This window comes from Paraburkholderia sp. IMGN_8 (assembly GCF_038050405.1).
Taxonomy (GTDB): domain Bacteria; phylum Pseudomonadota; class Gammaproteobacteria; order Burkholderiales; family Burkholderiaceae; genus Paraburkholderia.
Window position 1 is genome coordinate 3,746,914 of sequence record NZ_CP150900.1, and the last position, 24,562, is coordinate 3,771,475.

Consider the following 24,562-nt stretch of genomic DNA (forward strand, 5'->3'; position numbering starts at 1 on the left):
TTTCATCACCCAGCAAAGCCCGGCGGTTCAAGATTTCGACAGATAGATTTATTTTGCGAGCACAGCCCCCGTCACCGCGGCATTGATCGCCGGCAGCAACAGGTTCAGCACACGGTTGAAGCGAACGAGCGGACCCTGGCCGACGTACACCACGTCCTTCGGCTGAAGCTCGAACTGGTTGGCGAGCAGCATCGACACGGGCGAAGTCGCATCGAGGTGATAGACCTGCGGCTGCTCGCTCATCGAATTGCGGATCACGAACAACTGCCTCGCCTGGGCCGTGTTCGAATCGAAGCTGCCGCTATCCGAGATCGCCTGCGAAAGCGTCAGCGAACCGTTGCGCATCGGCATGATGGTCGCCGGCTTGTTGACCTCGCCCATCACATATACGCCGCTATCTTCACGCGAAGCCACGCGCACCAGGTCGCCGGGTTGCAGGTAGATGTCCGACGGATTGCGGCCGCGTTTGATCAGATCGTCCACGTTGAGCGGATAGGTGACGCCATTGCGGATCAGCTCCACGCGGCTGCGGTCAGCGTTGGCACTGAAGCCGCCGCCCTGGTTGATCGCGCTGGTCAGCGACATCGGAAGGTCGTTGAGAGACTGCGCGCCGGGCGTCCGCACTTCGCCGTCGACATAGACCTGCGCCGCACGGAACGACGCGACTCGCACCGTGACCTCGGGCTTCTGGTACACCTTACTCAGGCGGCTATGCAGTTCGCGCTGGATCGTCGCGACGTCTTGCCCGGCGACGTGCACAGTGCCTGCATACGGAAACTGCACGTTGCCGCTTTCATCGATCAGAAAGCCGGGCGCCGCATCCGACGTTTTCTGATTCGCCGCGGGTTGCCCGAGCGCCGCCGCGAGTTCCGGGTGATCCCACACGACGATCTGCAGCACATCGCCCGGACCGACCTTGTAAGCAGCCGGTTTGCCGAACAAAGCGACCGTCTGCGGAGTCAGTGCCGCGGACGTCGTCGCAGCATTCATCTTGCGCAGCAGCGCCAGGTTGATATCGGTAATCGGTATCTGCACCTGCTGCGCCGCCTCCGTGCTGTAATCCCCACCCGTATCCTGCAGCGCGGCGGGCGTGATCATTCGCTGGCCCGGTGCCAGCGAGCATGCGGAAAGCAGCGTTGCAATTGCACAGACCATAATGCTTCCTGTGCGTATACCAAGCGAGCCCATGATGTTTCCTCCTTGCGCCAGGGAGCTGTCCTCGGGGGAGGCAGCGCCCCTTGTGCTTGTTAACTACTTAGTAAGCGTTTCGATGCCTCAGTCCCTCGACGATCGTCACGCCGATAATCCGCATGTCGAGTGCGAACGACCAATGCCCCAGGTAGTACAGGTCATGGGCGACGCGACGCTCCATTTTCTCGATGCGGTCGGTTTCGCCACGAAAGCCGTTGATCTGCGCCCAGCCGGTAATGCCCGGCTTGATTCGATAGCGATTGATGTAGCCGGCGACCACCTTCTGATAGAGGTCGTCGTGCTCGAGCGCATGGGGACGCGGTCCTACGACCGACATGTCGCCACGCAGCACGTTGAAGAACTGCGGCAATTCATCGAGGCTCGTGCGGCGTAGAAACGCACCGACTTTCGTGACGCGCGGATCGTTGCGCGTCGCCTGGCTGAGGGTGCCTTTTTCCTCGGTATGCGGACGCATCGAGCGAAACTTGTAGATCGTGAATACGCGCCCGTCCGCGCCTTTGCGCTTCTGCTTGAACAGCACAGGACCACGCGACGAAAGCTTTACCGCGATCGCGATCGCGATCAGGATCGGTGCGAGGCCGATCAATGCGGTCGCCGCGAACAAGCGGTCGAAGATTTCCTTCTTCAGCATCGAACTGGCGGACAACGGCGATGCGACGAGGTTGATCGCCGGCACACCGAGCAGATCGATGACGCCGCTGCCGTCGAACAGCGCAATACTGCGCACGTCCGGCATGAAGCGGATATTCACCAGATCGTCGCGAAACTCGCTGATCAGCTTGCAGATCAGCGGCTCTTCGGCGAGCGACAACGTGAGCCAAAGCTCGTGCACATCGTTGGTTCGAATGTAGCCGGCGAGCGCATCCACCGAATCGAACACAGGCACTCGCGCGCTGGTGACAGCAGACACCTCAGGGTGCGTGTTGTAGACGGCCGTGGCGCGAAAACCCGTGCCGGGCGCCGAATCGATCCGCCGAATGATCGCGTCGCATTGCGAGCCGCTGCCGACAATCGCGACCTGATGCAGGTTCAAGCCGGCGCTGCGTGCGCGCGCCAGTACTGCATGCGTGATCAAACGGTAGGCGATCAGCAGGCCGCCGGTCACCGCGGTCCAGTAGGAGAACCACAGTCTCGACACGAAGTCGATGCGATGCAGCGAGTACATCAGCACCAGCGCGCTGCCCTGCACCATCAGCCACGCAAGCGAAACCTGGCCGGCCAGCGACAGCTTCGAACGGCCGCGCCATGATTCGTAGACGCCGAACGCCGGAAAGGTGGCCAGCGCAAACGCTGCGGAAAACATCACCAGCGCCCAATAGAAACCGGATTGGGCGAGGTAATCGAAACGGATCTGGGACGCCACCGCCGCTCCCGCGAGCACTAACGCAACATCGAACACTCGCGCGAGCAAATCCTGAAACTTGCGCATTTTGCTTACCTCGTTCTTACCGTTCTTTTCCGCAGATGATTCCCGGCCCGCTGTTAGGAGCAGCGGCCGTAGCTGTCGTTGAACCTCACAATGTCGTCTTCACCCAGATAGGTGCCTGACTGGACTTCAATGATTTCGAGCGGCACTTTCCCCGGGTTCTCGAGCCGGTGACGTGTGCCGAGTGGAATAAAGGTCGATTCGTTTTCGCTCAGCAGAAACTGCTCGTCGCCGCGCGTGACGAGCGCCGTGCCGCGCACGACGACCCAGTGTTCGGCCCGATGGTGATGCAACTGCAATGAGAGCTGGGCGCCCGGCGTGACGACAATGCGCTTGACCTGGAAGCGCTCGCCACGGTCGATGGAATCGTAGAAACCCCATGGGCGGCGCACCTTGCGATGCGCATCGGCCTCGGGCGCGTGCTGCGCCTTGATGCGCGCCACCAGCCCCTTCACGTCCTGCACATGGGAGCGATCGACCACGAGCACGGCGTCGGCTGTTTCGACCACCACGACGTTGTTGGTGCCGACACAGGCGACCAGCCGCCCTTCCGAATGGGCGTAAGTCGACACCGCACCTTCGAAAGTCACGCGGCCGCGGCCGGCGTTACCGCACGAGTCCTTCTCCATCGCGGCCCAGACCGCGTCCCAGGAACCCAGATCCGACCAGCCCGCATCGAGCCGTACGACGACACCGGCGGGGTTCGGGCCAGACGCCGTACCTGCGTCTGCGTCTGTGTCTGTTGCACCCAGACGCTCCATCACCGCGTAATCGATCGAGTTCGCAGGCGCGCTCAGAAAAGCCTCCACCAGCGGACGGAAATACGCGCCTTCAGTATGGCCGTTTGCGAATGCGCGCTCGCACGCGGCGTGCATGTCGGGCTGCAGGCGTTGCAAGGTATCGAGCCAGACCCGCGCCCGCACGATGAAAATGCCGCTGTTCCACCAATAGGTGCCGGCCGCCACATACTGCTCCGCGATTTCTTCCGCCGGCTTCTCGACGAAACCGTCGATCGCATAGCCGCCGTCAGGCAACTCGGCGCCAATGCGGATATAGCCGAAGCCGGTATCGGGACGGGTCGGCGGCACGCCCAGCGTGGCGATCGCGCCCTGTTCCGCGTGCCTGGCGGCGCTTTCGAGTGCGCCTTGCAATGCGCGCACATCGGCAATCGAATGGTCGGCCGGCATCACGATGAGAATGGCGTCGTCTCCGTCCGCACACGCGAGCGACGCGGCGAGCGTCAACGCCGGCGCCGTATCGCGTCGCGCGGGTTCGACAATCAGACGCGCATTGACGCCGTTTTCATGAAGCTGCTCCGCGATCACAAACCGGTGCTCCTCGCCGCAGACGATGATCGGCGCAGCATCCACGTTCCAGCCCGCGGGAAATCCGTCCATGCGTCGCGCGGTCGCCTGCAACAGCGAGTCGGAGCCAACCACGTCGATCAGTTGTTTCGGATAGTTTTCGCGCGACACCGGCCACAGCCGCGTACCCGAGCCACCCGCAAGAATTACCGGCACGATCCGCGTGCAACGCACCCAGGTTGTCCCGGCGCAAGTACCATCCGGGCCAACCGACGCACCACTCACCGTCCCATTCGTCAACATATTCGCATTCCTTACAATCCACAATAGTCCGCAGAAGTACTTACCGAACCACTGCGCCGTGGGCGCGATCAGCTAGGGAGCATCGCGTGCGCTATTCGCCTACCATCCGGCGGCTCTGAATCCGGAACTCCGTGGGAGAAATTCTCATACGTTTGCGGAACACCTTGGCGAGCCGGTCACCGTTGCCCATGCCGGTGCGACGGGCAATCTTGTCGACTGGCAATTCCGATTCGGTCAACAGACTGCAGGTCACCGCAAGGCGTTCGTGCAACAGGAAACTCGAGGGCGTGATGCCCATTTCCATCTTGAAGCGGCGCAGGAAGTTGCGCTCGCTCATCGCGGCGAACTGGGCAGCGTCGGCGATCGAAATAGCCTGCTGGCAATTCTCTTGCAGCCAGCGAGCCGCCGCGCGGACTTTGTCGCCGGCGCTCAAGCCGCCGTCTTCGCCAAGCAGCGGCGCAAGATTCGCGCAGGAGTCGGCAAGCAGACGTTCTGCAACGGTGCGTGCAGCGGCTCCGCCAAGATCGCGCTTGACCATCGCAAGCGCGCTTCTCATCGACTCGAGCCTGTCGCCCGTGTCGCCGTTCTGCTCTATCTGGCGCGGCGGTATGGGTTGTTGGCGGAAATCGCCGGATTCCTTACTGTCGGCCAACGACGCGGCCTCCAGCAGCGCGCGTCCTTCTCCGATCGGACGAACCATGCCCGTGTTGCGGCGAACGCGCCGAAGCCACGCGATCAGCCGTTCGTCGGTAGAGGCTGCGAACGCGCCTTTACCGCCGGCGACATACAACGCGTCGAAGCCGCCGTAGTGCCGGGCGTCGAGCCCGTCCGTCCAGACGCGTAATGCGGAGGAACAGGTCACCATGCCGCCGTCGGCCGACAGGAAGGAGACGTCGTACAGCCATCCGCCGGAGCCGGACGAGGCAAGCTCGTTGGCTGCCTGGAACACTTCGGCAACGACGCCGGCGCCCAGCAGCGAGCATTCGTTGAACATCAGTATCGCAACGCGGCGCGCACCCTTGTTCGGCGCGTGCACCCAGCGCAGCATTGCAGACTCGAGACTCGCACAGGTCATAGTCATCCTCTCACCAGAAAACGGATCTACTTTTCACCTTGAACGACCGGCACAGAGGCGTGCTCTGTGCGGTGCATCATAGCCATGCCGAATCCAGCATTTAACCGCCATGACCGAAAGCGCAGACAATTTGGCGCTTGGCCATGGGGGTCGGCCAGTTATTTTCGGAACGACCGTCGACCACCAATTTTTCAACTAATTAAAAATTCAATTCTGCATATGAATAAATTTACATTTCGCGAATCTTATATGTGTATTAATTGCGTTTTTTGTGCGCCACCACACATACAATCGCTTCTCGAAATGCTTGAACATCTGTTTGATCAATCCAACATCCTGTTGATTTGAAGTGACTTTTTTCCACCAAACCGACAGAATGAGCGCAGCCGCCTTAGCTCTACAGCGCTTTGCCGCCGGGAATAAGACAGCGGACTTTCTTCCGACGATACAATTAGGCCGCTAGGATATCTAAAGCGAGCCTCAAATATAAACGCTTTTTAGCAAGACGAAATTATTTAATTCATTGCTATTGGGACTTAGGAATATAAACGTAACGATTAATGTTTCAAACGTGAAACACGCAAGTAAGACAACTTCAGACCGTACGGCAATAGACGGGCCAGTGGCGGATTCTGTCGTGTGCGATACGGTATATTTCCGCCGCCAGATTGCGGAAATACACTATGCGGTTTACGCAACAGATCGCGACGCGAGGTAGCCGAAGGCGGGTCTGGCCTGGTGAAGTAGCAGTTCGCCGACGCGCGCGAGCGCATTTTTGCCGTGGCGGCACGCACTGAACGAGGATGGGGAATACATGCCGAACGTACGCGAATATCGCGCGCTGCGAACGCTCGCCAGCGCCATTGCCACCTGGACCACTGGGCAGCATGTCGCCGCCTGGGCGGCGGTGTTTGTCATCGGCCTGGCCGGCGCAAACTGCAACGCGGCTGGCGCTTCTGAGCAGGACGGCGCGAGCAATGCCGAAGTCATTGCCGACAGCGCCGCCAACATCACAGCCGACGGCCGGACATGGCAGCCGTGCGCGGCGGAAAACGAAACTTGCCGGTTCACCGGCACGCGCGACGTGCTGTACGGCACGGCCGAGCGGCACGTGGTCAAGACTCTCTCGAACGGCACCGAATGCAGCAACAGCGTATTCGGCGACCCGGCATTCGGCGAGAACAAACGCTGCGCCATTGCGCTCCTCGCGAGCAAAGACGCACCACAGCGTGCGGCGCCGGAAGCGGCTGCCGCGCGCTTAGCAATGCGCGTACCTGGCGGCCAGGGGCTACGTTGCGCCGCACCCTCCACACAGAGTGGCGCGGCCGGCAACGGCGATCTGCTCGAAGCGGACACGCCGAGCGACGGAACACGCCTGTTCGCATCAGGCAAGCCGTTTGCAGTCGCATTCACCACGCGCCCCACGCAAAGCGATACGCTCAACTGGCAGATACGCGACAGCTGGAATGCTGTGCGCGCAAGCGGCCGCTTCCCCGTCCCCGCGGGCGCCACCCTATCGACGCTCACTTGTGCGTCGACGCTCGCCGGCTACTTTGCGATTTCCGCTTCGCTTGAACGTGCACACGGACAGCTCGAGTCGCGCGGCACACGTCCGGCGGGCATCGTCTCTTTCGGTGTGCTGCCCGACACGTCCGCCACATTGCCGCCGGTAAGCTTCCCGCACGAAGACCTGCGTCGATTCGGCGGACAAGGCACCGCCTATCTGGCGCCCGGGCAGCACTGCTGCGATGGCGACGGCTATCGGCCGGTGTATACGGCGCTCGGCCTGTCGTGGGCGAACGACAATCGCAACTGGTATATGGAGGAGCCCGAAAAAGCCGGCACGTTCGATCCCGCGGCCAGGCAGCTGATCTCCTTCTTCCGGCGCGGCGACATCATGCGTCTGATCCAGCTCGACGGGATTCCCAAGTGGGCAAGCCCGACCGGCAAGGAGACTCACAGCTATGCGCCGACCTCGCTCACGCAATTCAAGGACTACATGGCCAAAGTGGGCACGGAGTCGAACCGCGTACGGTTGGCTTATTTCCCCAGGCAGCGGGACAACTATTATCAGGTGACCTGGGAGCCTGACGCGGATGGCGGGCTGCCGTGGCGCGACACCGACGCGAATTTCGTCGCGTTGTACGAGGCAGTCTGGCGCGGCATCCACTCGACCGATCCGCACGCCGTGGTGATGGGTTTGACCTACTCGTCGGTACAAGGCAACGTCCAGTGGCTCGGCCGGCTGGGTCCGCTCGGTATCGGCCGCTACCTGGATGGCCTGAGCATTCACGGCTACTACGATGCGGGGACGACTCCGTCGCATCCGCCCGAGCGGCTCGCCAATGCAAGCGATCCGGCCGTGGCGGCCAATGCGCTGCCCGCAGCGATGCGCGCGCTGCGCCACCAGATGCACCAGTACCTGAAGCCCGGTGCGCCGCTGTTCGTGACCGAAACCGGCATCAGCTACGACATCGGCGAATCCTACGGCAAAAACTATCCGGGCTGGAACGTGCTGTACGCACAGGCTGCCGTCGTCGCGCGCACGCACCTGATCCTGCTGGGCGAAGGCGCGGACATGACCTACCTTTTCTATCTCGCGGATATGCCGGACGCCGCGCCCGGCTACGGGCTCTTCTTCGAGCTCGATCATCCGACCGGCGCCTACGGGCCGGCTCGCATCAGCCCGAAGCCCGCTGCGCTCGCGACCGCGGCGATGACCCGGATCATCGACGGAACCGAGACGCTCGGGCCGCTCAAGGGCGTGCCCAACGGTGTCTATGCCTACGCATTCCGCCGCATCGGCGGCGGCAAGGTGGTGACCGCGCTCTGGACGCACGACAACGAAAAGTGGAACGCCAAGGCGGGTTTTAGTACGAGCCAGAACGTCGATTATCGTCTGAGGGTCGATGCGCCGGGCACGTCGGGCGAAGTCACCGCGTTCGACATGATGGGAAACGCGTCGACACTGCCGTATCGCGACGGTGTGGCCAGCCTCAAGCTGTCCCCGGCGCCTATCTATGTGGTCTCCGCCAACGCAGAGGTTTTCAGGGACGCGGTCATGACGCCGGAGGGCTACGCGCCGCGATAAGCGCCCGCGTGCAGCGCGTCGGCAGATACCAGCCGATGTCGAGAAGTGACGATACTTCGGCGTGTCGTGACAGGGCCGCCTGCCTTTTGCTCGCGTAAACTCCAGGCGGGTACTGGTTCGCATGCGTATCAACGCGCTGGAGCCTGAAGATGAACGGCCTCGTATGGACCATGCTGGTGCTTGCCGCGATGATCGGTTCATTGCTCTTCGCCACGGTCGGCGCGATCGTTCTTGCGCTGTTGCTGGGGAATGTTTCCGACCGGCTTACTAAAGACGGCGCGGACCATCACGACTACTAGCGCCCGATGTTCAACCGCTGTTCCTCCGCCCAACCCGCAGGAGATGCCATGCTGGCAGAGATCGATTTCCTCGACGTGCTCCGTCTGACGCCTCTGGTCGCGATCGATCTGATCGTCAAGGATTCCGCGGGCCGCGTGTTGCTTGGCCGTCGCCGCAACCGCCCCGCTCGCGGCACATGGTTCGTGCCCGGCGGGCGCATTCTCAAGGACGAAACACTCGACGCGGCGTTCGCCCGCATCGTCGATGCCGAACTGGGCGTCGCGACACTCCAACGCTCAGTCGCTTGCTTCGAAGGGGTATTCGAGCACCACTACAACGACAACTTCGCAGCCGAGCCGGATATCTCGACCCACTACATCGTCCTCGCTTATTCGCTGCCGCTCGGCAGCCTCCGCAGCTCTGCGCCGGTCGGACGATTCGATCAGCACAGCGAGTATCGATGGCTCACGCCTGCCGAATTGCTGGCGTGCGACGACGTCCACGAGAATACCAAGGCGTATTTCCGCTAGCGCATGCGGGGCCGGCATGGGCTTATGCGCTTTTGCCGGCGCGCAATCCGACTCCTACTGTGAGTTCGCCAACGTGCCGGGCCAAACAGCTGCAGTAAGATCGAGCTCACCGTCAGGGCTCGAATCCACATGCGATCAATGGCAGCCAGGCTCGTTCGAGATTCATCCATTGTTTTCTTCCTGCTCATTTTCTTCGCCTTCCTGCCTGGTTCGGCGCGCGCCGCCGACTGCCGCGCCGGCACGCTCGTCACCGTCGTCGCCCATCTCGACGACGATCTGCTGTTCGTGGACCCCGCCATCAGCGAACGTCTCGACGCAGGCTGGTGTATCACGACCGTCCATCTGATCGGCGGCGCCAATGGCGCGGACTTCGCCTACGTGCAGACCCGCGAGCGGGCGTCCCGGCTCGCTTACGCACGCATGGCCGGCGCGCCTGACGACTGGGCCGAGTCGAATATCCCGATCGCCGGCAAGCTCGTTCATCAAATGGTGCTGAAAGCAAAGCCGCAAGTGCACCTGCTCGAGTTACGCCTGCCCGGCGGTGGTGTGCGTGGCGGCCGCGAACCGCTCGGTCTGCTGTGGGAACAGCGCGCAACGCTTTCGACTTACCCGATGAACGCGGACGGCTCCGTTCGTGTGCAATACGATCGTGCCGCCCTGTCGGCGACGCTGAGAGCGATACTCGCGGATGCCTCGCAGATCTTCACGCTCAATCCGGACACAGTGCCGTTTATCGAGCATCCCGATCACATTTTCGCTGCGCGCATCACGCGTCACGTCGCCCAGACGCTCGACAAAAGCGTGCCCATCGAATACCACATCACCTATCCGACCGGCGGATGGCCCGCCAATCTTCCCGCCGCCGAGGTGCAGCGCAAGCGCGACATCGTCGCCAGCTACTTTGCTATCGACGGCAGCGACTCGTCGCATGTATTCGGCGAGTATCAGTGGGACGGCAACTGGGTGGCGCGCCGCTATGCGTTCGCCGATCGCACCGATCGTCCCGCCGCGGATTTCCAGCCGCATCCTGTTCAACTGTTCAATGCAGCGTCGAACCGCTGTCTGAGCGCCAACAGCGCCGGCCGTGAGCCCCTCCTTGCCGCATGCACAGGCTCGCCAACGCAACAATGGCGTTGGCAACCGCTGGCGGTCTATCCCGGCAATGCGCACAACGCCGCGCTGGTCAGCGTCGCGACAGCGCAATGCATCGCCGAGCGCGACGGCTTTCTGATCTCAGAGGCATGCGACCAATGGGACTCGGCTCAGCGCTGGACGCCCTGGGACTTCGGCCTCGTCTACACGCCGCAGCGTCATTGCCTCGGCGAGAACGACGGCAAGCTCACCATGCGCGGCTGCACCTTGCTCACCACCCGCTACCGATGGGCGACCACGCAACACACCCAGGCGACCGACCTGCGGCTCGCGACGGCGATGTATGGCGATATCGCCGGCCGCGGCGACCAATCCGCCATCTATGTTCAACGACAGCACGACGGGCCCGGATTCAACGTGTATGCGGCGTCGCTGTCGAAAGCGTCGCGCCCCGTTCTCTGGTACGCCAATCCCGTCCCATTCGATTACCGTTCGACAACACCGAGCTGCGCCAACGACAAGCTGTGCTTCGACAGCGTGCGGTTCCTGCTGGGAGACTTCGACGGCGACGGCCGGGCGGATCTGATGGTCATCTCCGCGCGCCGCGGCGGGACCGCGTTCTGGTTACTGCGCAACGCAGGTGACAGGTTCGATGCCCCGCGTCTCTGGCTACAGACAGGCGATGTTTTGAAGCCCGAACTGGCACAGCAGTATGTAGCGGCCGACTTCACCGGAAGTAGACGAGCCAGTGTGCTGATTGTCCAGAAACGAGCCGATAGCGGGCTCGACCTCTGGATCGCATCGTCCACAGGAGCAGCCAGTCCCGCGCCGGTCTTATGGGCGCAAGCAAAGAATTTGCCGCAAAACACGAACTTTCTGCCGGTCCACACAGAGGGCTCGCGGGCGTCACTGGTTGCGCTCGACGGTTCAGACGGCAGACTGGCGCTCACGCAAATCGCCAACGATGGAGCGCATCTCCTGATCGGCGAACGCAGAGTTCTGCCCGCGCGTTTCGTCCCCGACTTCGTCAAAGCGGCGGTCGGCGCTCTGCATGGCAAAGACAGCGACGCGTTGCTCCTGTTGACACCGCATCTCGACAGCGCGAGCGACGACGCCGTCATCGACATTTCTACCGTGGACCTTGCAGGCGCGGCGAAAGCACCTATACAAGCGGCGGTTTTACGCGGCATGTCGTGGTCGGATGTCTTTCCGGCGCTCGTGCGTGACAACCGGAATACGGCGCTAGTGCTCTATCGAAGGACCGACGCGACGCTCGGCGACTTCTATTTCACCGGCGGCTCAGCGGCGCTTCTGCGCTACCCGGTCGGAGAAGGTTTTGCCTTGGGAACCGCACAGGATCTTGGCGAACTGCCGGGTCTCTTCTCGGAGACTGTGCGGATCGACCGGCTGGCGCAGTAGCGCAAGCCGCTCGATCCGATGCCGCTCACACCGAAATCGCAAGCGGCCGGACGAACTTCCGCGCAATCGTCATATAGCGATCCGCGGTGTCATGCAGCGTGTATCCCGCCAGTTGCCGGTTCGCCCGCGGCGTGCTCAGCGCCGCGAGCAATGCCCGGCCGTAAGCCTCCGGATCGGTCGTATCGACGAGACTGACGCCGGCAAAGCCGCTTGCGAAACTGAACGACGGAATCCGGCTGGCCACGACCGGAATGCCCGATGCGAGCGCCTCGAGAAAACCGATGCTCTGGGCTTCGAAGCGCGAAGGCATCGCAAAGACGCGCGACGATCGGAGGATGGCGGCGACATCCGATCTGGGTCCGCATACGGTCACGTGGTTCCCCAACCCGAGCTGGTTGACCAGCGACACCACTGCGTCGTGATACGCGACGTCTTCAACGACACCACATAGCAGCAAGCGCGCATCAGGCTCGCTCTGCAACACGCGCGCAAACGCGCGGATGGTGTCCAACTGGCTTTTCCCTTCGATGTAGCGGCCAAGCTGAACAATCTGCTTCGCCGGCACATCGGTATCCGGCGCCGATGCGTCGAGGTTCTCCGCGAACTGCGACGCATCCACGCCGTTAGGAATGACCACCAGAGCAGGGTGATTTCCGATCTCCCTCAGGTATTCGTCGATATTTTTCTGCGACACGCCGATGACCGCCCTCGCCCGCCGCGACAGCAGACGCTCTGCCTGCTTGAGCGCGCCGTTCTCGAAGTCGTTCACGCCGGAGTGCATCACCCAGACGATCGGCGTATGGACGGGCAGAAGACGTACATATAGGGCAGCAAGCGTTGCGTGAGCCACGATGAAATCAGGCCTGAACCGGCGCACCACGCGATACAGGTGCAGCAGCTTGCCCACCCGCCCGTAGTGGGTTTCGGGGAAGATGCAGGTCACCCCTGCGGCCTGGAGTTCAGCACGAATGTCGGCGAAATCGTCCTGCTGCGGGAGCAGCGATGCCATACACACTTCATGGCCACCGCGCTGATGATGAATGGCGAGACCTTTTACCAATACTTCCGCTCCGGATAGTCGCGGCGCGTGAACAAGCTGAAGAATTCTCACGATTTATCTCTCGGGATAACCGCATTTCTGACGCAGCGGATGGACATGCCGACCCGGCAATCGCACCGGCCCAAAAAGTCCCCGACATCCCATCATCGTTTGATCTGGCGCGCCCCGATTTCTTATATGGCGCGGCGTTGTCTCCGAACGACAGCGACAGTTCCGCTGCGAAGTCACTATCGCCGGAAGAAACGTTACACCGAAGCTCCAGCACTATTACGCCAACTCTAAGGCACTATCGGCTGCGCAATGAGCGCCAACGCCCATTTCTCGCCGTCTTACGCCAACTCGATAGTTAGGCATCCGTCACGTTTAATTATTGACCCCAATTTTTCATGGCCGAAGAAAACTGGTATCGGCAGATGTTTTCTTTCTTGTGAACGATGCAATTAGTACTGCGTCATTGTTCATACGTTACAGCTCGTTACTTCTTTTAAACAGACTAATGCGTATTGTTGCCGTCGATTCTCCCCAACAAAGCCTGCCTCGCTTTAAGGGACAGTAAAAAGTTCATTGACGTGCGCGATGAGCTCGAGCACGGGGATGCGAATTCCGCTGTTCCTTAAAACGTTGCCTGTTTTCGTCGTACTTTCCTGATCGCTCTATTCCGCCACGCCGGCTCTGCCGGCCGCGCGAATCGTTAGACAAGACGTTTTCCCGCAGAAAATTTTCAGCTAACGCATGGCTTACTGATTGATGAAATCGCATCTACTTCTACTCTCTACACTCTCATTGGCACTCGCAGGCTGTGGCGGTGGCGGCGGTGGCGCCTCCGGCAGCAGCGCGGCAACCCAGGCGAACGGAACCGGTGGCTCCACCACCTCGAACGCGTCGGGAAACACCGGCACAAGCAGCAACCCGGCCTCGACGTCAGCGCTTTCCGCCAACCCCAACGCAAAGCTCAGCTGCGCCGCGCCGGCCACTTCGGCAGGCTCCGGCAGCGCTGTCATCTCCGCCGATACGCCTAGCGCGGACGGCACGCGCATCTTCGCTTCAGGCAGCACCTTCCAGCTTGCATTCACGACCAACGTTTCGTCCGCGGATACGCTGAACTGGTCCGTCACGGACACCGTCGGCAGGGTTGCGGCGAGCGGCAGCACCGCCGTACCGAACGGTTCGCAGACCATCACGCTCAATTGCACCTCGACGCTCGCCGGCTATTTCGCCGCGTCGGGCACGCTCGCGCAGAACGGCGGCCAGTTGCCGCAAGCCGGCACGCGTCCGGTCGGCATCGCGACTTTCGGTGTGATGCCGAACCTGTCCGGCGTCGTGCCTGCCGTTACCTACGCGCATCAGGAACAGCACCGCTTCGGCATGCAAGGCGCGAACGACAACGGTCCGCTGCTCGCCGCGCTGGGCATCTCGTCGACTATCGACGATCGCCAGCTCTCGACGATGGAGCCGAATGGACCGAACACCTTTAACCCTTCGAGCAGCAATCTCGACCCGTTCTACAAGACGGGCAACGTGATGCGCCTGATCCGCCTCGACGGGATTCCCGCGTGGGCGAGCAGTACCGGCGCGTTCCAGGACGATGTGAGCGTGCCGACCAATCTTTCGTACTACCAGAGCTACATGAGCCGGGTCGGCACGGAATCTAACGCCATTCGCACCGCGTACTTCCCGCAGCAATCGGCCAACTACTATCAGGTGACGTGGGAGCCGAACCAGATGTGGACAGATACCGACGCGAACTTCATCGCGCTGTACAAGGCCGTCTATCAAGGCATTCATTCGACCGATCCGCACGCCGTCGTGATGGGCCCGACCGATGCGTTCCCGAGTTTGACCACGACGCGGCTGAAGCGTCTCGCGCCGCTCGGCTTCGGCAGCTATATCGACGCCGTGGCCACGCACGGTTACTACGACGCAGGTACGTCGCCTTCGCATCCGCCTGAGCGCTACGACGCCGATCCGTCGACCGCCGCCGGTTCGCTGCGCGGCCAGATGCGCAATCTGCGCGCCGAAATGGCCACGGATTACCGTCCGGGCATGAAGCTGTTCTCGACGGAAGCCGGCATCAGCTACGACCTCGGCAGCTCGTACGGTCCGAACTACCCGAGCGCGAACGTGTTGTACGCGCAAGCTGCGGTTGCGGCGCGCATGCACATCATCACGCTCGGCGAAGGCGCGGATCAGACCTATGTGTTCTACGGCGCGGACTATCCGGGCGAGGTCGGCTACGGCACGTTCTTCGATCTGAACGATGCACAGGGCGCGTTCGGTGCGTCGAACATCAGTCCGAAGCCGGTCGCGATGGCGATCAGCGCGATGACGCGCGCACTCGACGGCACCACCACGCTGGGCCCGGTGAACGGCACGCCGACCGGCGTCTACGCCTACGCGTTCCAGCAGGTGGGCAACGGCGCGGTGATCACCGCGTTGTGGGCGCATAGCAATAGCGCGTGGAACGCGAGCGCCGGGTTCAGTTCGACCTATAGCGTGGCGTACAGCCTGACCGTCGATGCGCCGGGCACGAGCGGCACGGTGAAGGTGGTCGACATGATGGGAAATGCGTCGACCGCCAATTACAGCAACGGTACGCTGGCGCTCACCCTGACGGAATCGCCGGTGTATGTGGTGTCGAACAACGCGTCGGTCGCCAGGTCCAACGCGACGGTTCCGGTGGGATACGCCGGTATCTAAGCACTGACATCTTGAAGTAGAAGCACAAAAGTCAGCCGGCATGGAGATCCTTGCCGGCTGACTTTTTTTCAGACATGTACTGCGAAAGCAGACTCAAGCGAACTCAGCCTTCCCCCAGCTGCCCCTCCATCCCGCTCAACTCCTGTTCACGCTCCTTCGACACCTTGCCGATCGGCGGCCCTGCAAAGCTCTTGCGCACGCCCGCGCCGTACCAGATCGCCAGCAACACCGCGAGCAAGCCGACGATCACGTAGACCACCTTCTGGTTCGGCGGCTGCATGCCGACATACGCAAGCACCAGCGCACCGATTACCGCCGCCACCGCGAACGGCTTCGACAGCATGCCCAACTGGAACGGGCCCTTCTCGTTCCACGTGCGGCCTTCCGCGAAAATCCCCGCGGCGATGGGCATCGCATAGGAAATAAACAGGAACACCGCGCTACCCGCGCTCAGCACGGTAAATGCATCGCCGTACAGCGTGACCACGATCGCCAGCACCGCCGAGGTCCAGATCGCAGCACCCGGTGTGCGATGCGCCGCGTTCACTTTGCGCAACCACTTCGACGCAGGCAAGCCGCCGTCGCGAGCAAACGCGAACATCATCCGCGAGGTCGACGTCACCGCGGCAAGACCGCACACGTAGTTGATGAAGAACATCAGCAATTCGATCACGATGCGCAGCGGTCCCGGAATCGGCGCAAGAATCGCGTCGAAGAATCCCGTGCCCTGCTTCACCGCCGCGCCGAGATCCGGCATCACCAGCACGAACGCGCACACCATCACGTAACCGAAGGTGGTCGACCAGAACACCGAACCGACGATGCCGCGCGGCACGTTGCGCGCCGCTTCATGCGTCTCCTCCGACGTATGCGCGGACGCGTCGAAACCGGTGATCGTATAGGCAGTCAGCAGCAGGCCGGACAGAAACGCCATCGCGATGGTCTGCTTCGGCCACGCGCCGCCGTCGACGCCGGTGAAATTGGTAAACGTATAAAGCCGCGACAGATCGATCTTGACCGGCGAATACACCAGCAGCGACACCACCAGCACGATCGTCACCACAAAGATCAGATAGCCGGACAGGTCGGTGATCTTGCTGGTGATGCGAATGCCGCGATGATTGAGGAACGCTTGCGAGGCGGTGATCACGCTCAGAAAGATCGTCTGATGCCACCAGCCGAGCGAGTCGGGATTCACGCCGAACATCGGCGCGATCAGTGTGCGGAAGAACGGATCATAAGTGCCGTAATTGATCGCCGCGACCACGAATACGAGTCCGAGAAGATTCAGCCACGCGGTGAGCCAGCCCCACGTTTTGCCGCCGAGAATCGAGCTCCAGTGATAGAGGCCGCCGGCCGTCGGATACGACGACGCGATCTGCGCCATCGCCGCCGCGACCACCATCGCGAACAGCGAGCCGAGCGGCCAGCCGAGTCCGATAGACGCCCCGCCCGCCGCCGACAAACCCATCTGGAACGAGGTGATGCCGCCCGACAGAATGCAGATCAGCGAGAACGACACCGCGAAGTTCGAGAACGCGCCCATCCGGCGGGACAGTTCCTGCGCGTAGCCCATCTTGTGCAACAGCTTGACGTCATTGTCGGCGGGTTCCGCCGACGGCACGGCCGTGTTGATGTTCATGACGCGATCCTTTGAACAGGGTTATGACGAAGCGGCGGAGCGATGAAGAGGCGTGACCGCGCGACGGAGAACCGGCTCACGCAGCCGTGAAGCAGTTATCGACGTACAGATGCGCGCCGTTGACGAAACTGGCGTCGTCGCTGGCGAGAAACAGCGCCGCGCGCGCGACTTCTTCCGGCGCGCACAGCCTGCCTTGCTGCACTGACAAAGCCGCCTCGCTCGCATCGAAACCGTATTTCGCCAGCGCCCTGATTTCGCGGCGGCCGTGCGGCGTATCGATGAAACCGGGGCATACCGCGTTGCAGCGAATCCCGCGATCGCGATACTCGACGGCAATAGAGCGGGCGAACATCGCGCATGCGCCTTTGGTTGTGCAGTACAGCACTTCGAGCGGCGTCGCCGCGACCGACGAGATCGACGCCGTGCAGACGATCGAACCGCCACCCGCGGCGAGCATGTGCGGCAGCACGGCGCGCGTCATCATGAACATGCTTTTGACGTTGACGTTCATGAGCCAGTCGTAGTCTTCGTCGGTGGTATCGACGAACGGCTTCACGACGATGCTGCCGGCGTGGTTGAACAGCACGTCGATGCGCCCGAAGCGCGCGATGATGTTCGCCACCGCGGCATCCACGGCTGCGCGCTTCGACACATCGGCCGCGAACAGTTCGGCGACGCCGCCTGCGGCGCGAATCCGGGTCACCACTTCCTCACCCGCATCGGTATTGATATCGACGACGGCGACCTGCGCGCCTTCCTGGGCGAACAGCAGCGACGCCGCGCCCCCTGCGCCCGTTGCGCCGCCTGACACGATCGCGATCTTGCCTGCCAGCCTGCCTGCCGGTCTGCTCATGCGTGACTCCCGTTCTGGTGCATTGCGTTGTGCACAAAGTAGGAGCGGCAAAAAGCGGCGACTATCCAAAATTGGCAAAAAGTAAAAATTCCGTAAAAATCCGCCTTGCTGACAAATACATTACGGTCGGGCTTGCGCGCGATGCGGACTCACGGTGACCGCTCCTTTCACAACGCCGGCGGCGGGTTTTTTTTCACATACACTGGACGGCACGAGGCTTTCGGGGAGCGCCACCACGGAATCGGGAGAAGCTATGCAGCCGGTCTATCAGACACGCAGCGCCGTCGAGATTCGCTGTTGCCGGAACATTGACGAGCAGGCGATGTTGCTCGACGCATGGAACCAGAGCTATTGCCAGATTTCTCGCGGTGCCTTCGACGGCTCCGTGAGTTCGTTTGCCGCGGGCGGCGTGCGGGTGCTGGTCGAGCGCCTGAACCGCACGGTTTATCAACGCGGCCAGGTCGCGCCGTCCAGGTTTGCTGTCGGCGTTCCGTTCCAACTCGAGGGACATGCGTTGCTGTGCGGGCAGACCAGTCATCGCGACGGCTTGCATGTGTTTTCCGGCGATGGCGGTTTCGAGTTTTTATCGCCTGACAAGCACGTCGTGGTGAATCTGGAGATCGAGCCTGGCGCGATTGGCGATCGGCTGGTGCGATCGCAGCTTGATGAGTTGACGCTGCTGCTGGGCACGAGGCCTGGCGTGCTGAATGTCGATCCTGTGCGGTTGCAGCGATTTCGCGAGGTACTGAAGCAATTGCTCGACGCGGTGACTGCCACGCCGACTTTGCTTGATGATGCGGGCGTGGCCGCTGCGTTTGAGAAATCGGTGATATTTGGGCTCGCCGATGCGTTGCAAGGGATGTCTGGTGCTGATCCGCACAGGAATGCTGAGGCGCGTACTGCGCGGAATTGGCAGCTAGTGCGAGGTGTTCGCGAGTTGGTTGAAGGATCGCCTGATTGCCCACTGTCCGTGGCGGAGCTTTGTGCCCGGTTTCGCGCGAGCCGGCGCACATTGCAATATGCTTTTGAGGATATTCTTGGGGTGAATCCTTCTGCTTATATTCGAGCTGTTCGGCTCGATCATGTGAGGCGCGAATTGTGTGGGTCTTCTTCTGTTACTGAGGTCGCTACGCGGTGGGGGTTTTGGCATTTTGGGAATTTCTCCAACGAGTATCGGGGGCAGTTTGGGGAGCTGCCCAGTGAGACTTGGCGGCACAGCCGCAATCGAATGGTTTAGGTTTTTTTTTGCGCGTAGCGGGTGGTTGGGGTGTTTGCCTACGGCGTTGGGGTTTGCTTGAGCTTGGTTGTCTGCGCGGCGCTTTTTGGCTGTGCTTTTTCGGCGTTGGCCTTTCCTTGATTTGATATTGGTTTATTAGCGTCGCCCCTGTGCGGGGCAGGCACTTACTTTCTTTGCCGCCGCAAAGAAAGTAAGCAAAGAAAGCTTCACACCGCTAACTCTTAAGCGGGTCCCCTGGCTTGGAGGAGGCAGTGGAGCATCTGGAATCGGTGTTCTCGCACACTCCGCGCTGGTGACAAGGCAGTCATTCTTCCGGCGGCGCTGCGCGCGCCGTGGCGGTACTTCATAAAAACGCCCTCCATTCTCGCGTCAGCGTTTCGCTTGACGCTTGCGGCGGCGCTACGCGCGCCGAGCGGTACTTCTCAAACCGATAGCAGATATGCGTTTCCGGCGCCATTCTTCCCGCTCCGCGCTGCGTGCGTCGCGGAAGGGGCTGCGAGGGAAATCGATGGCTTTGTTCGCGTGGTGGTGGGGCGGTCGGCTTCGCCTCGGCGAGGCGCCCTGGTGTATGAGTGCGAGCCACCACCCCGCGTGGGACGCTAGCGCGTCGGCGAGGCATGGGGGAGATGAGGGCGAAACACCTCGGGCACCGAGAAAGTGTCGAACGAAACGCAGCCGCAAGTTACGCTAGCGCAGCAAACACAAGCCGCTACGCCTGAGCAACCGCAGGCACAGAAACCGCCCGGCGGTTTGATGAAGTACCGCTGCGGCGCGCGCAGCGCCGCCGGAAGTATGACTGCCTTGTCACCAGGGCTGAATGTGCGAGAACGCGGATTCCAGATGCTCCACTGCCTCCTCCAAGCCAGGGGACCCGCTTAAGAATTGGCGGTGTGAAGCGGCTTTCTTTGCTTACTTTCTTTGCGGCGGCAAAGAAAGTAAGTGCCTGCCCCGCACAGGGGCGACGCTAATAAACCAATATCAAATCAAGGAAAGGCCAACGCCGAAAAAGCACAGCCAAAAAGCGCCGCGCAGGCAAACAAGCTCAAGCAAACCCAAACGCCGTAGGCAAACACCCCAACCACCCGCTACGCGCAAAAAAAACCCAAACATCAAAACCAAAACCAGCGCACACTACTCTACTGCTCCCTCGCGGAGCGAAAAAAGCCAAATTGGGAGTCCATCATGGCAAAAGGTCAACTCCGCAGCAACCGCGAAGCGAAAAAACCCAAACAGGAAAAGAAAGCCAAACCAGCCACTTCGCCCTCAGGCGCGCCGCCGATCCGCGTAGCACCGAGCACGTCCGCGACGCAAAAGAAGCACTAAACAAAGCAAGCCCGCCCCGCAAGGCGGGCAGCAAATAGCTATTTGGAAATATCCTCCAACGCGACATCGCGCGTCTTGGGCCCAAGCGTAGCGATGGCCACCATCACGATGACCATCGCTCCCGAAATAAACACAAACACTCCGTTCACCCCGAAGCGGTTCAAACACGCCGCGATCACGAACGCAGAGAACATCGCCGAGATCCGGCTCCACGAATAAACAAACCCCACTGCCCGTGCCCGGATGCTGGTCGGAAACAGCTCTGCCTGATAGGCGTGATAGCTGTACGAAATAATATTGCCCGCCAGCACGAGGCACACGCCCAAGCTCACCAGCAACACCGTCTCGCGCGCCTGGCTGAACAGCAATCCGCACACGACGTTGACCGCCGCCATAGATACGATCACCGTCTTGCGCTCGAAGCGATCGGCAATCAGCAATCCAAGCAACGGCCCCAACGGCGCAGCAATCGCGATAACACTCGCATACATCAAACTCGTCGTAACGGTAATGCCCTGCTTGATCAACAACGTCGGAATCCAGTTCGCGAAGCCGTAGTAACCCATCGTCTGAAACACGTGGAAGATGATCAGCATCAGCGTGCGCTTCCGATATGGCGGCACCAGCAGATCGCGAAACGCCGCACGCGCACGCACCGGTTCGGGCAACGCCGGCTCCGGCAATCGCCGGCCATATTCGCGTTCGACGCGCGCTTCAAGACGCGTCATCACCGCGTCCGCTTCGTCGATACGCCCTTTCTGCGCTAGCCAGCGCGGGCTTTCCGGCAGCCCTAAACGAATCCACCACACCACCATGGCGCCGACCACGCCGGTCAGCACGACCAGACGCCAGCCATCGATCCCGAAGTAGCGATGCGGTACCAGCAAATAGGACAGAAACGCGACAATCGGCACCGCGCAAAAACCGACCGCCTGCGAACATGCCGACGCACGGCCGCGCACATGCTTCGGCACGAGTTCGGAGATGTACGTGCCGATCGTGACGATCTCCACACCAATACCGATCCCCGCGATGAAACGCCAAAGATTCAGTCCTGGCGCAGTGTCCTGAAACGCCATGATGATATTGGCCGCGGTGTACCACAGAAGCGACCACGTGAAGATCGCCCGTCGGCCGAAACGGTCGGCGAGAAAGCCGCACGCCGCCGTGCCGATGAAAAGCCCCGCGAACAACGCGGCGATAAAACTGGCAACGCCGCTGGTGCCGAACAGTCCGTGCGTCGTCGCAGTCAGAATGCCGCTGCGCACGAGGCCCGGCGCGATGTAACCGGAGAACATCAGGTCGTACAGTTCGAAGAACAACCCGAGACTCAGCAGCATCACCAGCTTCCAGATCGATCGCGTGGCAGGCAAGCGGTCGAGCCGCGCGGAAATGCGCGCGCCGTCCAGCGCGATCTTGTCGGCTTGCGCGCCAGGCGCGGCGTCGGCACCGGCCCCTGCACCGGACGGCAAACCGTCAAGCGTACCGGCATCACCCACCGCCGTTGCATACACCGCATGATTCGACGATTTCATCGTCTGTCTCCTTTGTCGATCAGAGTTGGCGCTTTAGCGCCTACTCTGATCCCATGCAAAGCTGTCGATCAGAGTTGGCGCTTTAGCGCCTACTCTGATCCCATGCAAAGCTGTCGATCAGAGTTGGCGCTTTAGCGCTTATGTCGACCGGAGTTAGTGCTCTAGCACTTACTCCGGTCCCATGCTTCGCACTCCGATCCCATGCAAAATGGTTGCTGAATTCCGGTCTGACGCCGGACGAGATTGATTGTTTATCCGCGACGCTTTGAACACCCGCCTGCTGCTCAAGCGGTTTCGCGCGGCGCCTGAGCGACACCACCGCCGAGCGCCGCGATCTGCGTTTCGTCGTACCCCAAGCCGCGCAGCACTTCGGCGGTGTGCTCGCCGATCTTCGCGATCGGCTGGCGCGGTTGCAGGCGTTCGCCATCCATCGAAATCGGCAGCAGCGGCATCGCGGTTTCGCTGCCGTCGTCGAGCGTCAAACGGGCGAGGCCGCCGCTCTGGTTCAGATGCGGATCGTCGAACAGTTCTTCGGGTCGCGTAATCGACGCGAACGGAATGTGATCGCGTTCGAACTGCGGCACGAGCGCGGCGCCTTCGAAGGTACTCAAGGTTTCGCCGAGCGTCTTCAGCAGCCAGTCGCGCGCCAGCACGCGATCGTTGTTGGTCGCGAGAAGCGGGTCGGCCAGCAGATCGGCGCGGCCGAGAATCGCGCACAGCGCGCGCCACTGGCCGTCGCCGGTCGCGGCGATGAACATCTGCTCGTCGTTGGCGAGCTTGAACACGTCGTAGACGGCCCATGCGCTGATACGTTCGGGCATCGGCGCGGCAGGCACGCCGGTCGCGGCGAACTGCTGCATGTGTTGCGCGGACAGCAACACGCAGTTTTCGAACAACGCGCTCTGCACTTCCTTGCCGCGCCCGCTCGTATGGCGTTCGTGCAACGCGGCCAGCACGCCGATCGCGCCGAACATGCCGCCCATGATGTCGTTGACCGAACTGCCCGCGCGCAACGGGCGTCCCACCGGTCCTGTCATATAGGCGAGGCCGGCCATCATCTGCACGACTTCGTCGAGTGCGAGACGATGTTCGTATGGGCCGTTCAGAAAGCCCTTGTGCGAGACGTAGATCAGCTTCGGATTGCGTTCGCGCAGCGTCGCGTAATCGAGGCCGAGGCTCGCCATGCGGCCCGGCTTGAAGTTTTCGACGAACACGTCAGCGGTATCGACGAGCTTATGCAACGCAGCCAGTCCCGCCTCCGTATCGAGGTCGAGCGCGACACTCTTCTTGTTGCGATTGAAGGTGCGAAAAAAACCCGCGCCGGTGCCGAGCAAACGGCGCGTGCCGTCGCCGCGCGGCGGCTCGACCTTGATCACCTCGGCGCCGAGGTCGCCGAGAATCATCCCGCAGGTCGGCCCCATCACCATATGCGATAACTCGATAACGCGAATGCCCGCGAGCGGCAACGCGCCCACGCTTTCCTGGGAAGAATTCATTTGCTACACCTGTGATTCGGAAAATTGAGCGGTGGCGGCGAACTGCCTAGGCAAACCGGCGCGCGCCAGGTAGCCGTATAGCGGTTCGCCGGGCAAGGCGTCGGCGAGCACCGCGCGCGACGCGATCAGGCGGTCGATGTCGATGCCGGTGTCGTAGCCCATGCTGTCGAGCATGAACACGAGGTCTTCGGTATTGACGTTGCCGGTGGCGCCAGGCGCATGCGGACAGCCGCCGAGGCCGCCCAGCGATGCGTCGAATTCGCGGATGCCGTGTTGCAGCGCGATCAGCGTGTTGGCGAGGCCGAGCCCGCGGGTGTCGTGGAAATGCAGCGAGCGCAGTTTGCTGCCGGCAACGCCGCGCACCAGCTCGATGATTTCGCCGACCTGGCGCGGCGTCGCTTCGCCGGTGGTGTCGCCAAGCGCGATCACATCGGCGCCCGCCTGCAACGCAGCGCGCGCAATCGCGGCGATATCGGCATAAGGCACCGCGCCTTGCAACGTGCAGCCGAACACCGTCGATAACCCGGCGATCAATTCGACACGTCGCGTGCTCGCATTTGAGTTAGAGGCAGTGTCGATCAACTCGCGCATCGCAGCGAACGCGTCGATCATCTCTACAGGCGTCTTGCGCACATTGGCGAGACTATGCGCGGTGCTCACCGAAATCGGTGCGACGATCCGATGCACGCCGGACTCGATCGCGCGTTGTGCGCCCTTCAGGTTCGGCACCAGCGCCGTCACGATCAGGTCGTCGTAGGTGAGCGCGTGGGCGATCACTTCGTCGGCGTCGGCCATTTGCGGCAACAGCTTCGGCGGCACGAACGATGCAACTTCCATATGCCGCACGCCGGCGGCATAGGCGGCGTCGATCCAGCGCCGTTTGAACTCGGTGGGCATCGTGCGCGAGATGCTTTGCAGGCCGTCGCGCATGCCGACTTCGGTCACGACGACGCGCTCATGGGTGTCACTCATGGTCTTGGATTCCGGT

Annotated in this window: 16 protein-coding genes; 6 read left to right on the forward strand and 10 right to left on the reverse strand. The window is 61.8% G+C overall.

The window, feature by feature from the left end:
* Positions 1-48: 48 nt before the first annotated feature.
* From WN982_RS17075 to WN982_RS17090, 4 genes are all read right to left on the reverse strand, one after another.
* A complete protein-coding gene (locus WN982_RS17075; protein WP_341313099.1) occupies positions 49-1,188 on the reverse strand; it encodes a polysaccharide biosynthesis/export family protein in 1,140 nt (379 codons plus the stop codon).
* Between the two features lie 67 nt (positions 1,189-1,255).
* Entirely contained in the window at positions 1,256-2,641 is a 1,386-nt protein-coding gene (locus WN982_RS17080) for an undecaprenyl-phosphate glucose phosphotransferase (RefSeq protein ID WP_341313100.1), read from the reverse strand.
* Positions 2,642-2,694: 53 nt separating this feature from the next.
* The gene (locus WN982_RS17085) at positions 2,695-4,245 is read right to left on the reverse strand and encodes a mannose-1-phosphate guanylyltransferase/mannose-6-phosphate isomerase (RefSeq protein WP_341313101.1); all 1,551 of its coding nucleotides are present in this window, start codon (positions 4,243-4,245) and stop codon (positions 2,695-2,697) included.
* A gap of 91 nt (positions 4,246-4,336) precedes the next feature.
* On the reverse strand, positions 4,337-5,320 hold the full coding sequence (locus WN982_RS17090) for a helix-turn-helix domain-containing protein (protein WP_341315826.1): 984 nt from the start codon (positions 5,318-5,320) through the stop codon (positions 4,337-4,339).
* A gap of 814 nt (positions 5,321-6,134) precedes the next feature.
* On the opposite strand from WN982_RS17090, the gene WN982_RS17095 reads away from it, so the two are divergent.
* From WN982_RS17095 to WN982_RS17110, 4 genes are all read left to right on the forward strand, one after another.
* Positions 6,135-8,411: a hypothetical protein gene (locus WN982_RS17095; RefSeq protein ID WP_341313102.1), complete on the forward strand. Its 2,277-nt coding sequence runs from the start codon at positions 6,135-6,137 to the stop codon at positions 8,409-8,411.
* A 149-nt stretch (positions 8,412-8,560) separates the two neighbouring features.
* On the forward strand, positions 8,561-8,710 hold the full coding sequence (locus WN982_RS17100) for a hypothetical protein (RefSeq protein ID WP_341313103.1): 150 nt from the start codon (positions 8,561-8,563) through the stop codon (positions 8,708-8,710).
* A gap of 48 nt (positions 8,711-8,758) precedes the next feature.
* A complete protein-coding gene (locus WN982_RS17105) occupies positions 8,759-9,220 on the forward strand; it encodes a GDP-mannose mannosyl hydrolase (RefSeq protein ID WP_341313104.1) in 462 nt (153 codons plus the stop codon).
* 129 nt (positions 9,221-9,349) lie between these two features.
* On the forward strand, positions 9,350-11,731 hold the full coding sequence (locus WN982_RS17110; protein WP_341313105.1) for an RICIN domain-containing protein: 2,382 nt from the start codon (positions 9,350-9,352) through the stop codon (positions 11,729-11,731).
* A 25-nt stretch (positions 11,732-11,756) separates the two neighbouring features.
* Here WN982_RS17110 and WN982_RS17115 read toward each other — a convergent pair whose 3' ends face one another.
* Positions 11,757-12,842 carry a glycosyltransferase family 4 protein gene (locus WN982_RS17115; protein ID WP_341313106.1) on the reverse strand — a complete coding sequence of 362 codons (1,086 nt, stop codon included), beginning with the start codon at positions 12,840-12,842 and terminating at the stop codon, positions 11,757-11,759.
* A gap of 696 nt (positions 12,843-13,538) precedes the next feature.
* On the opposite strand from WN982_RS17115, the gene WN982_RS17120 reads away from it, so the two are divergent.
* Entirely contained in the window at positions 13,539-15,488 is a 1,950-nt protein-coding gene (locus tag WN982_RS17120) for a hypothetical protein (RefSeq protein ID WP_341313107.1), read from the forward strand.
* A 103-nt stretch (positions 15,489-15,591) separates the two neighbouring features.
* Here WN982_RS17120 and WN982_RS17125 read toward each other — a convergent pair whose 3' ends face one another.
* Both WN982_RS17125 and WN982_RS17130 read right to left on the reverse strand, forming a co-directional pair.
* Complete coding sequence (locus tag WN982_RS17125; RefSeq protein WP_341313108.1) at positions 15,592-17,130, reverse strand: amino acid permease; 1,539 nt, start codon at positions 17,128-17,130, stop codon at positions 15,592-15,594.
* A gap of 76 nt (positions 17,131-17,206) precedes the next feature.
* Positions 17,207-17,983 (reverse strand): SDR family oxidoreductase, encoded by a 777-nt coding sequence (locus WN982_RS17130; RefSeq protein WP_341313109.1) that lies wholly within the window; start codon positions 17,981-17,983, stop codon positions 17,207-17,209.
* Positions 17,984-18,236: 253 nt separating this feature from the next.
* Here WN982_RS17130 and WN982_RS17135 point away from each other — a divergent pair, with 253 nt between their 5' ends.
* Complete coding sequence (locus tag WN982_RS17135; RefSeq protein WP_341313110.1) at positions 18,237-19,220, forward strand: helix-turn-helix domain-containing protein; 984 nt, start codon at positions 18,237-18,239, stop codon at positions 19,218-19,220.
* 1,361 nt (positions 19,221-20,581) lie between these two features.
* On the opposite strand, the gene WN982_RS17140 is transcribed toward WN982_RS17135, so the two are convergent.
* The 3 genes from WN982_RS17140 to WN982_RS17150 all read right to left on the reverse strand — a co-directional run bounded on the left by WN982_RS17140 (position 20,582) and on the right by WN982_RS17150 (position 24,546).
* Positions 20,582-22,078, reverse strand: a complete 1,497-nt coding sequence (locus WN982_RS17140; protein WP_341313111.1) for an MFS transporter — start codon at positions 22,076-22,078, stop codon at positions 20,582-20,584.
* Positions 22,079-22,362: 284 nt separating this feature from the next.
* Positions 22,363-23,574, reverse strand: a complete 1,212-nt coding sequence (locus WN982_RS17145; RefSeq protein ID WP_341313112.1) for a CaiB/BaiF CoA-transferase family protein — start codon at positions 23,572-23,574, stop codon at positions 22,363-22,365.
* Between the two features lie 3 nt (positions 23,575-23,577).
* Entirely contained in the window at positions 23,578-24,546 is a 969-nt protein-coding gene (locus WN982_RS17150; RefSeq protein ID WP_341313113.1) for a hydroxymethylglutaryl-CoA lyase, read from the reverse strand.
* Positions 24,547-24,562: the final 16 nt, after the last annotated feature.

What these genes read in the sequence shown, in the direction of transcription:
- WN982_RS17075 (WP_341313099.1), bottom strand. Translation starts at nt 1,188, where the DNA reads ATGGGCTCGCTTGGTATACGCACAGGAAGCATTATGGTCTGTGCAATT.
- WN982_RS17080 (WP_341313100.1), bottom strand. Translation starts at nt 2,641, where the DNA reads ATGCGCAAGTTTCAGGATTTGCTCGCGCGAGTGTTCGATGTTGCGTTA.
- WN982_RS17085 (WP_341313101.1), bottom strand. Translation starts at nt 4,245, where the DNA reads ATGTTGACGAATGGGACGGTGAGTGGTGCGTCGGTTGGCCCGGATGGT.
- WN982_RS17090 (WP_341315826.1), bottom strand. Translation starts at nt 5,320, where the DNA reads ATGACCTGTGCGAGTCTCGAGTCTGCAATGCTGCGCTGGGTGCACGCG.
- WN982_RS17095 (WP_341313102.1), top strand. Translation starts at nt 6,135, where the DNA reads ATGCCGAACGTACGCGAATATCGCGCGCTGCGAACGCTCGCCAGCGCC.
- WN982_RS17100 (WP_341313103.1), top strand. Translation starts at nt 8,561, where the DNA reads ATGAACGGCCTCGTATGGACCATGCTGGTGCTTGCCGCGATGATCGGT.
- WN982_RS17105 (WP_341313104.1), top strand. Translation starts at nt 8,759, where the DNA reads ATGCTGGCAGAGATCGATTTCCTCGACGTGCTCCGTCTGACGCCTCTG.
- WN982_RS17110 (WP_341313105.1), top strand. Translation starts at nt 9,350, where the DNA reads ATGCGATCAATGGCAGCCAGGCTCGTTCGAGATTCATCCATTGTTTTC.
- WN982_RS17120 (WP_341313107.1), top strand. Translation starts at nt 13,539, where the DNA reads ATGAAATCGCATCTACTTCTACTCTCTACACTCTCATTGGCACTCGCA.
- WN982_RS17125 (WP_341313108.1), bottom strand. Translation starts at nt 17,130, where the DNA reads ATGAACATCAACACGGCCGTGCCGTCGGCGGAACCCGCCGACAATGAC.
- WN982_RS17130 (WP_341313109.1), bottom strand. Translation starts at nt 17,983, where the DNA reads ATGAGCAGACCGGCAGGCAGGCTGGCAGGCAAGATCGCGATCGTGTCA.
- WN982_RS17135 (WP_341313110.1), top strand. Translation starts at nt 18,237, where the DNA reads ATGCAGCCGGTCTATCAGACACGCAGCGCCGTCGAGATTCGCTGTTGC.
- WN982_RS17140 (WP_341313111.1), bottom strand. Translation starts at nt 22,078, where the DNA reads ATGAAATCGTCGAATCATGCGGTGTATGCAACGGCGGTGGGTGATGCC.
- WN982_RS17145 (WP_341313112.1), bottom strand. Translation starts at nt 23,574, where the DNA reads ATGAATTCTTCCCAGGAAAGCGTGGGCGCGTTGCCGCTCGCGGGCATT.
- WN982_RS17150 (WP_341313113.1), bottom strand. Translation starts at nt 24,546, where the DNA reads ATGAGTGACACCCATGAGCGCGTCGTCGTGACCGAAGTCGGCATGCGC.